Source organism: Nonomuraea sp. NPDC003201 (assembly GCF_053590415.1).
This window is the reverse complement of sequence record NZ_JBSFTC010000376.1, coordinates 1-9,262: the sequence shown is the minus strand read 5'-3', so window position 1 is coordinate 9,262 and position 9,262 is coordinate 1. Positions and strand designations below refer to the sequence as shown.

General features: G+C 71.4%; 6 protein-coding genes. 4 read left to right on the top strand and 2 right to left on the bottom strand.

The window, feature by feature from the left end; translation table 11 throughout:
• Positions 1-120 precede the first annotated feature (120 nt).
• The gene (locus tag ACWDX9_RS54650) at positions 121-2,535 is read right to left on the bottom strand and encodes a PQQ-dependent sugar dehydrogenase (protein ID WP_449970339.1); all 2,415 of its coding nucleotides are present in this window, start codon (positions 2,533-2,535) and stop codon (positions 121-123) included.
• 280 nt (positions 2,536-2,815) lie between these two features.
• Here ACWDX9_RS54650 and ACWDX9_RS54645 point away from each other — a divergent pair, with 280 nt between their 5' ends.
• From ACWDX9_RS54645 to ACWDX9_RS54630, 4 genes are all read left to right on the top strand, one after another.
• Entirely contained in the window at positions 2,816-4,366 is a 1,551-nt protein-coding gene (locus ACWDX9_RS54645) for a glycoside hydrolase family 88 protein (protein ID WP_449970336.1), read from the top strand.
• A gap of 51 nt (positions 4,367-4,417) precedes the next feature.
• Positions 4,418-5,137, top strand: a complete 720-nt coding sequence (locus ACWDX9_RS54640; RefSeq protein WP_449970334.1) for a C39 family peptidase — start codon at positions 4,418-4,420, stop codon at positions 5,135-5,137.
• A gap of 23 nt (positions 5,138-5,160) precedes the next feature.
• Positions 5,161-8,040 (top strand): BTAD domain-containing putative transcriptional regulator, encoded by a 2,880-nt coding sequence (locus tag ACWDX9_RS54635; protein ID WP_449970332.1) that lies wholly within the window; start codon positions 5,161-5,163, stop codon positions 8,038-8,040.
• Positions 8,041-8,146: 106 nt separating this feature from the next.
• Positions 8,147-8,698, top strand: a complete 552-nt coding sequence (locus tag ACWDX9_RS54630) for a hypothetical protein (protein WP_364256899.1) — start codon at positions 8,147-8,149, stop codon at positions 8,696-8,698.
• A gap of 61 nt (positions 8,699-8,759) precedes the next feature.
• Here the strand turns inward: ACWDX9_RS54630 and ACWDX9_RS54625 are convergent.
• Positions 8,760-9,262 (bottom strand): ArsR/SmtB family transcription factor (locus tag ACWDX9_RS54625; RefSeq protein ID WP_449970329.1); only part of this gene is annotated, 503 nt, incomplete at its 5' end.

The following is a 9,262-nucleotide window of genomic DNA, read 5'->3' as shown; positions in this document are numbered from 1 at the left end:
GACGACCAGCTCCGGGACGATGAGCGGCGACAGGAACAGCCCCTCGACCAGGCCCTTGCCGGGCAGCTTGCCACGGTGGACGGCGAGCGTGACGGCGGCCGCCGGCGATGAGGGGGGTGACTACTGGATGTTGGAGCGGCGGATGGTGTCGGCCGAGCCGTCGCCGTTGTTGTCGGAGTTGGTGGAGCCGAACCAGATGGCGTTGGCGCCGGGCACCTTCTCGACCGCGCGGAGCCTGCCGTACGTGCCGTTGAAGTACGAGTTGACCGTCGAGACGCTCTCGCCGTTCAGCACGATGCGCCACAGCCGCTGGCCGCGCAGCGCCGCCATGAACACCGTGTTGTTGACGATGGCGATGCCGCTCGGCGAGGCCTCGGAGACGCTCCAGGTGTACTTCGGGTTCGTCATGCCGGACGTGCTGCAGGTGCCCTCGCAGGTGGGCCAGCCGTAGTTCTTGCCCGGCTGGATGAGGTTGAGCTCGTCACGCGAGGAGTTGCCCAGCTCCGACTCCCACAGCCGGCCGGCCGAGTCCCAGGCCAGGCCCTGCGGGTTGCGGTGGCCGTAGCTGTAGACGCGGGTGCCGAACGGGTTGCCGGGCGCGGCGGCGCCGGTCTTGGTGATGCGCAGGATCTTGCCGTTGAGCGAGTCGAGGTCGGGGGCGTTGCTCGACTGCTGCGCGTCGCCGGTGGTGACGTACAGGTAGCCGTCGGGGCCGAACCTGATGCGCCCGCCGTTGTGGTACCGGTTCTTGTCGATGCCCTGGAGGATGGTGGCGTAGCCGCTGAGCGCGGTGCCGTTGAAGTTCATCTTCACGACCCGGTTGCCCTCGGAGGCGGTGTGCATGAAGAACACCTCCTGGTCGCTCGTGCCGTTCCAGGTGGGCGAGAAGTCCAGGCCCATCAGGCCGCCCTCGCCGTCGGTGGTCTGCACGTTGGGCACGGTGCCGACCTGCGTCTTGGTGCCCGACGGGGTGATCTTGAAGACCTTGAACGTGTCGCGCTCGGTCACCAGCGCGTACGTGCCGTCCGGCGCCCAGGAGATGTCCCACGGCACGTCCCAGCCGCCGGCGACGCTGGTCGGCGTCTGCGGCACGGTGCCGCAGGTCCCGGTGGTGAACGACGCGGACGGCGCGCTCGGCGTGGAGAGCTGGTTGGCGCTGTCACGCGCGACCACGTGCACCTGGTACGTGTGCGCGCATTCGAGCGGCACACTGGCCGTCGTGGCCGGCGGGGTGCCGGTCACCGTGGCGAGCACGGCGTTGGTGGCGTTGTCGCGCACGAGGTAGGCCCGCACGCCGTTGTCGTCAGTGGAGGCGCCCCAGGTCACGGTGGCGGAGGCGGACTGCACGCCGCTGACGGTGGGCTGCCCCGGCTGCGACGGCGGGTTGTCGGCGGGTGCGGGCAGCGTCCGGCAGTTCGCCTCGGGGCTGCTCAGCGACACGTTGCCGGAGGCGTCGCGGGCGAAGACCGACAGCTGGTAAGAGAAGTTCGGGTTGAGCCCGGTCAGCCGGTACGGCGGCGCGGTCGCGGTCGCGATCTGCTGGCCCTGGTGGTAGATGTCGTAGGCCACCACGCCGATGTTGTCGGTGGATGGCGGCCAGTCCAGGGTCAAAGCATTGTGCGTGATGTCGGAGCACGTCGGCTGGCCCGGCGAGGTCGGCTTCTCGGTGTCGCCGGGGCCGGTGACCCGCAGCCGGTCGAGGTTCGGGCCGCCGTTGTCCGTGGTGGCCGTGGCCCTGACCGTGTTGCCGCCCGCGTTGAGCGGCGCGTCCACGCTGATCTCCTGCCAGGTCGTCCAGGCACCGGTGCCGGGGAAGGACCGGGCGGTGGCGACCGCGGTGCCGTTGACGGCGATGGTCATCGGCCGGTCGGTGGTGGTGCCGTTGGCGAAGCGGAAGGTCAGGCTCTGGGTGCCGGCGGCGGCCGCGCTGACGGCGAACTCGACGTAGGAGCCGGTGACGTTGTCGTAGTTGACGAACCCGGAGCCGGTGAATCCGGCGTGGTTCGACTCGACGACGCCCTGCGAGATCGTCCCGGACTCGGCCTGGTAGTCGGTGAAGTTCGAGGACTGGACCTCGGCGTCGAGGTAGTCCCAGTTCGGGTTGCCGCCCGCGCCGGTGGCGGTGGCCCTGATCGTGTTCGTGCCCGCGGTGACCTGGGCGGTCAGCGTGATCGTGGTCCAGGTGGTCCAGGCGCCGGTGGCGGGGAAGGACCGGGCGGCGGCGACGGTCGTGCCGTTGACCGCGATGTCGCTGGGCCGGTCGGCGCCGGTGCCGTTGGCGTAGCGGAAGGCCAGCGTGGCCGTGCCCGCGGCGGGCGCGTTGATCGTCCATTGTGTGTAAGAGCCGGCGACGTTGTCCCCGTTGACGAAGCCGGTGCCGGAATAGCCGGCGTGGTTGGACTCGACGACGCCTTGGGAGATCGTCGCGTTCTCGGCTTCGTACCGGGTGGGCGCCGCGTCCGCCGGGAGGGCCGTGGCCATTCCCAGGGCGAGTAAGCAGGCGATGACGCAGGCCCGGGACTTGCTGAAGTTCATCGGGCGCTCCTGGCTGAGAGTGATGCCTGGTGTAAGAGAGGGGAGCTTTCCAAACGTTTGCCATAAACCGTCAGCCCCGTCAATAGTTGGAACGGTCCATTGCTTAGGAAAGTTTCCTAACTTTGTCGCATCGATACATCGGATGACATTGACCGGTAGACAGGGCACCACGCCGGGATGTATCCCTGAGATGCGCAAGGAGATCGGAGCCATGAGCTTCCGATCGTGCAGGACCGCACCGGCGGCACGGCATCACAGCTCGTCAGACCCGGAGTGATACATGGGACGTCTTCGCGCAATCACCGCCACGGCACTCGGCGGCCTGTTATTTCTGCAACCGGTTGCCGTCAGCTCGGCCGCGGCGGCCACCCTCTACGAGGCCGAGAACGGGACGATCTCGCAGGGGGTCGTGGAGTCGAACCACCCCGGATTCACCGGCTCGGGGTTCGTCAACCTCGACAACGTCGCCGGCTCCTCCGTCGAGTGGACCATCCAGGCGGCGGACCCCGGCCCGGTCACGCTCGCCCTCCGCTACGCCAACGGGACGGCCGCCGACCGCCCCATGACCGTCACCGCCGGTGGCACCGGCACCACCCTGTCCTTCCCCGGCACCGGCGCCTGGACCACCTGGCGGACCGTCACCGTACGGGTCACGCTGACAGCCGGCGCGAACGCGGTCAAGGCCACGGCCACCACCGCCAACGGCGGCCCGAACCTCGACTCGCTGAGCGTGGACCCCTCCTCGGCGGGCACCGACTGGTCCCGGGCGATGGTCGACTCGACGATGGCCCGCTTCTCCCCCGGCACGCTCGGCGGCTGGAGCTACCCGCAGGGGCTCTACCTCTGGGGCCAGTACCTCGTCTACCAGCGCACCCGCGAGCCCCGCTACCTGCAGTACATCAAGGACTGGGCCGACCGGTTCGTGGACTCCTCCGGCGGCATCTCCCAGACCTTCGGCAACCTCGACAGCATGCAAGCCGGCAACGTCCTGCTCGCCCTCTACCGGGAGACCGGGCAGGCCCGCTACCGCACCGCCGCGGCCAAGATCAGGACCCGGCTGAACACGTACCCGCGCACCTCCGACGGCGGCTGGTGGCACTCCACCTCCACCTCCCGCGAGGGCCAGCTCTGGGGTGACGGCGTCTACATGGCCGACCCGTTCCTCGCCCGGTACGGCGCCTGGGTGGCGGCCGACTCCTTCACCAGCGCCGAGCCGGCCAAGCAGCTCGAGATCTACTGGAGCCACCTGCGCCGCACGTCGGGCCAGGCCGCCGGGCTGCTGTACCACGCCTACGACGAGCCGGGCGGCCCCACCGCGTCCTGGGTCAAACCCTCCCTGGGCAACACGAACGGGATCTCCTGGTGCCGGGCGATGGGCTGGTTCGGGATGGCCGTGACCGACATCCTCGAGCTGATCCCGGCCGACCATCCGCGCCGGGCGGCGCTCATCGACATCCTGCGCGAGCTCGTGCCCGCGTACGCCCGCTGGCAGGACCCGGCCACGGGCCGCTGGTGGCAGGTGGTCACCGAGCCGTCGAACCCGTCGAACTGGACGGAGACGTCGTGCTCGGCGATGTACACGTACACGATCTCGCGGGCGGTCGAGCGCGGGTACGTGGACGCCTCCTACCGCGCGAACGCCGAACGCGGCTACCAGGGAGTGCTCGCCCAGGTGTCGCTCGGCTCCGACGGGCGGACCAACCTCGTGGGCGTCAGCGAGGGCACCAACGCCAGCGACTCGCTCGCCTTCTACTTCGGGCGCGGCCGGCCGGTCAACGACTTTCACGGGCTGGGGGCGTTCCTCATCATGAACGAACAACTGAGCGGCTGAAGTGTGTATTTTGGTCACTTCCGTATCGCCTGCAACACGGAGAGAGACCGCGTGCGTTCCGCAAGACTCGTCCTCGGCGCCGCCCTCGCCGCCTGTGTCCTGCCCGTCTCCACCCCGCCCGCGGCGGCCGCGGCGGCCGTGCCGCTCGTCGCCGGGTCCGCGACCGTGCCAATCGTCGCCGGGTCCGCGACCGTGCTGCCCCCGGTCAGGGCGCAGCTCGCGGTGCCCGCCGCGGTCTCGGTGGAGATCAAGGGGCAGGCGCAGCGGACCAGCTACTACTGCGCCCCGGCGTCCAGCGCGATCGTGCTGCGCGCGTTCGGCGTCAAGCGCGGTCAGGACCAGCTGGCCAAGGAGATGAGGACGAGCGCCGAGGCCCGCTCGACCAAGCGGGAGTACGTGCTGGCCGTGCTCAACACGTACGTCAGGCCGGAGGGCTACCAGTTCCGGCTCACGTACGCGAAGGACGACCCCGCCGCGCTGATGGCGCAGGTCTCCCAGGCGGTCGGCGTGCTCGGGAAGCCCACGATCGTCGCGGTCCTCGGCAACCGGCTGCCCTGGAGCAGGAAGAAGCGCGACTTCGGCCACGCCATCGTCGCCCACGGCTACGACACCGCGAAGGGCACGATCACCGTCTGGGACCCGAACCCGCGCCGGGGAGCCACCGGCACCCACGTGATCCCCGCCAAGGACCTGGCCGCCGTCGTCTTCGACATCCCCGCCAGGGGGATCGGCGGGGTGTTCGAGCTGTCCAAGCCGCTCCTGCCGCGGTGACGGCCACGCCTTAGGATGATCCCGTGGGGGTCGAGTTCGGGATCCTGGGCGAGGTCAGCGCGTGGGCGGACGGCCGGCCGATCAACCTCGGGCCCGCACGGCAACGCTGCGTGCTGGCGGCCCTCCTCGTCGACGCCAACCATCCCGTCTCCCTCGACCAGCTGACCGACCGCGTCTGGGGCGACGCTCCGCCGCAACGGGCCGCGGGCACGCTGCACAGCTACCTGTCCCGCCTGCGTTCCATCCTGTCCCCCTCCGACGGCATCCACCGCAGCGCCGCCGGCTACCTCCTGCGGGTGCGGGAGGAGGCGGTGGACCTCCACCGCTTCCGCGCGCTGCTGGCCCGGGCGCGGGCGAGCGACGACCGGGAGGCCGCCCGGCTGTACGGGGTCGCGCTGGGCCTCTGGCGCGGGGAGCCGTTCGCCGACCTGGACACCCCGTGGCTGGCGGCCCTGCGCCACACGCTCCAGACCGAACACCTGTCCGCCCGGCTCGACCACCACGACGTCCAGCTCCGGCTGGGCCGGCACGCCGAGCTGCTGCCCGAGCTGGCCGTACTGGCCGATCGCCACCCGCTCGACGAGCGCCTCGTCGGGCAGCTCATCCTCGCCCTCTACCGCAACGGCCGCCAGGCCGAGGCGCTCGACCGCTACGAGCGGACCCGCCGCCGGCTGGCCGACGAGCTGGGCGCCGATCCCGGCCCCGACCTGCGGCGGCTGCACCTGCGGATGCTCAGCGCCGAGACCGCGCTCACCCCGCGCCCCGTTCCGGTGCCCCGCCAGCTCCCCCCGCCGCCGCCGTCGTTCGCGGGGCGCTCGCGCGAGCTGGCCGCCCTCGACCGGATCATGGCCGCGTCCGGGAACACGGTGGTGATCTCCGCCATCGGCGGCACGGGCGGCGTCGGCAAGACCTGGCTCGCGCTGCACTGGGCGCACGGCAACTTGCCCCGCTTCCCCGACGGCCAGCTGTACGTGAACCTGCACGGCTTCGACCCCTCCGACGCGCCCATGCCGCCCGAGACGGCGGTGCGCGGCTTCCTCGACGCCCTGGGCGTGGACGCCGCCGCGGTGCCCGTCGGCCTGGAGGCGCAGGCCGCGCTCTACCGCAGCCTGGTGGCGGGCAAGCGGATGCTGATCGTGCTAGACAACGCCCGCGACACCGACCAGGTGACCCCGCTGCTGCCCGGCAGCCCGTCCTGCGCGGTGCTGGTCACCAGCCGCCGTCAGCTGCCCGGCCTCATCACCGGCCACGGCGCCCGCCCCATCCCGCTCGACGCCTTCGACCCGGAGGAGGCCCGCCAGGCGATCACCCGTCTGCTGGGCGAGGAGCGGGTGCGGGCCGAGCCGGACGCGGTGGCCGACCTGCTCGACCGCTGCGGCGGGCTGCCGCTGGCGCTGGGCATCGTCGCGGCCCGCGCCCGCATGCATCCCGGCTTCCCGCTGGCCGTGCTCGCCGGGCAGCTGCGCGCCTCCCGGCTCGACCTCCTGGACGCCGGGGAGCGGACGGCCAGCCTCCGCGCGGTCTTCTCCTGGTCCTACCGGGCGCTCACGCCACCGGCCGCGCGCCTGTTCAGGCTGCTGGGGAGCGCGTTCGGCCCGGATCTCGGCGGCGCGGCTGCGGCTAGCCTGGCCGGGCTCACGGGCGGTGGGGTGCGGGCGCTGCTCGGGGAGCTCGTACGGGCGCACCTCGTCACCGAGAACGTCGCCGACCGGTTCACCATGCACGACCTCCTACGCGCCTACGCCGCCGAACAGAACCTCCCCACCACCCCTGCCTCCCCCACCACCCCTGCTCCTCCCGCCACCCCTGCCTCCTCCTTCGACCTCCGCGACCCCGACACCGCCGACCCCGCCACCTACGCCGGCCACGCTGCCCTCGACGGCCCCAGCTCCTCCTCTTTCTCCTCCTCCTCCGATCAGCGGCGGGCCGCGACGTGCCGCCTGCTCGACCACTACCTGCACACGGCCCACGCCGCGGCCCTGATCATCAACCGCAGCCGGCAACCGCTGACCCTGGAGGAGCCCCAGCCGGGGACGTCCCCGGAGAACCCGGCGGACCACGACCAGGCGATGGAGTGGTTCGCCACCGAGCACCCCACGCTCATGGCCGCCGTCCGGCACGCCGCCGACACCGGCCTCGGCACCCGCGCGTGGCAGATCGGCTGGACGCTCAGCGACTACCTGGACCGCCAGGGGCGCTGGCTCGACCTGCTCGCCGCCCACAGCGCCGCGCTCGCCGTCGCCCGGCGGCAGGCGGACCGGTTCGGCGAGGCCCAGTCCCACGCCGGGGCCGGCCGCGCCCTCATCCGGCTCGGCCGGCTCGACGACGCGCGGGCCTACCTGGAGCGGGCGATCGCCCTGTTCACCGAGCTGGGCGACCGTGACGGCCGGACCCGTACGCATCTGGGCCTCGGCTTCATCCACCAGAAGCAGGACCGGCCCCGCGCCGCCCTCGAACAGTTCCACCAGGCCCTCGCGCTCCACCGCGAGGCGGGCAACGAGGCGGGCGCGGCCTTGTTCCTCAACTCGATCGGCTACCAGCTCGTCCTGCTCGGCGAGTACGAGGAGGCGATCCCGTACTGCCAGGAGGCCCTGGACCTGCACGCGAAGCTGAGTTACCGGCACGGCCAGGCCAGCGCGGGCGACAGCCTCGCCTTCGCCTACCACCACCTCGGCCGCTTCGCCGAGGCCGCCGAGCTCTACCGGCGTTCCATCGGCCTGTTCCAGGAGGTCGGGGACCGCTGGCACGAGGCCGACACCACCGTTCACCTCGGCGAGATGTACGACGCCGCCGGCGACCGCGCCGCCGCCCTCGACACGTTCCGCCGCGCTCTGGAGCTGCTGGAGCAGCTCAACCACCCGGACGCCGACCGCCTGCGCGCCAGGCTGGCGAGTAACCCTTAGACGTTACTCGAAATGGAAAGGGCGGTTACGCAGCGCACTGTTAGCTTGGCCGGGCATCGCCATCCATACGGAGGGAAACAGCTTCATGGCTATATCGTTCGGCCGCATGACCCGTCCCGTCGGCCTCGGGCTCGCCGTGGCGCTCGGCGCCACGCTGTCCTTCGGGATCGCCACGCAGGCGTCCGCCACGACGGCGTCGTCGGCGCAGAGCGTCGCTGAGCAGCGGGTGAAGGTCTACGAGCTGGTGACGAAGGACGGCGGCTTCTTCTACACCAGCAACGAGGCGGAGAAGGAGAGCGCGATCACCAAGCACGGCTGGTCGCTGACCCAGACCCCGATGTACTACATCTCGCGCGCCCCCTTCGCCGGCGGCAAGCCGCTCTTCCGGCTGCGCTGGGAGAGCAAGGCCTCCTACATCGTCACCGGCTCCGTCACGGAGCGGGAGTCGCTCGTGAACTCGGGCAAGTTCCGCTACGAGGGCATCCTCGGGTACGCGCCCGCCGCGGCCTCCGCCGGTGAGACGGTGAAGATCTTCCGCCTGTCGAACAACAACAAGTGGCGCCTCGCCATCGAATCGCACACCCAGAAGATCCTGGCCAACGAGCCGGGCTGGAATCTCGACGGCCCGCTGTTCAACCAGTTCACCAAGGCCGGCTGAGCAGCAGTTCGTTGAACGGGGGCGCGCCGGATCCCGAGCGCCCCCGTTCCCCTTGGGGGATTCAGCGGAGGCACAGCTCCAGGAGCGCCCCCGCCCTGGGCGTGCGGTCGATCCACACCTCGCGGCCCCGGCGCTCACGGGCGATGAGCCGCGCCGCGACCAGCCGGTCACAGTGGAACGTCAGGCTGCTGGGCGGGATGTTCATGCCGCCGGCCAGCGTGGTCATGGTCATGGGCCGGTCGAGCGTACGCAGCAACTCCGCCCGTACCGGTCCCACGAGCTCCGAGAGGTCGTCGCAGTCCGTACGCCACAGCCTCCCGGCCGCGGGAACCGGATACGCGATCCACACGGTCTCCGGGTCGTCCAGCCCGACGATCAGCGCGTCCTTGCCCGCCAGCATCGGCACGAGCACCAGCGACCGGTCCCCCAGCTCGTGGACACCGGCCGCGACCCCCTCGATGACCAGGCCTTTCTCGTCGCGGACAAGCCGCCCGGCGAGCGAGCCGAGCAGCGCGTCCGCGCCGCCGCGCACGCTTGCGACGCCCACCCGCGCGACCTCCCTGT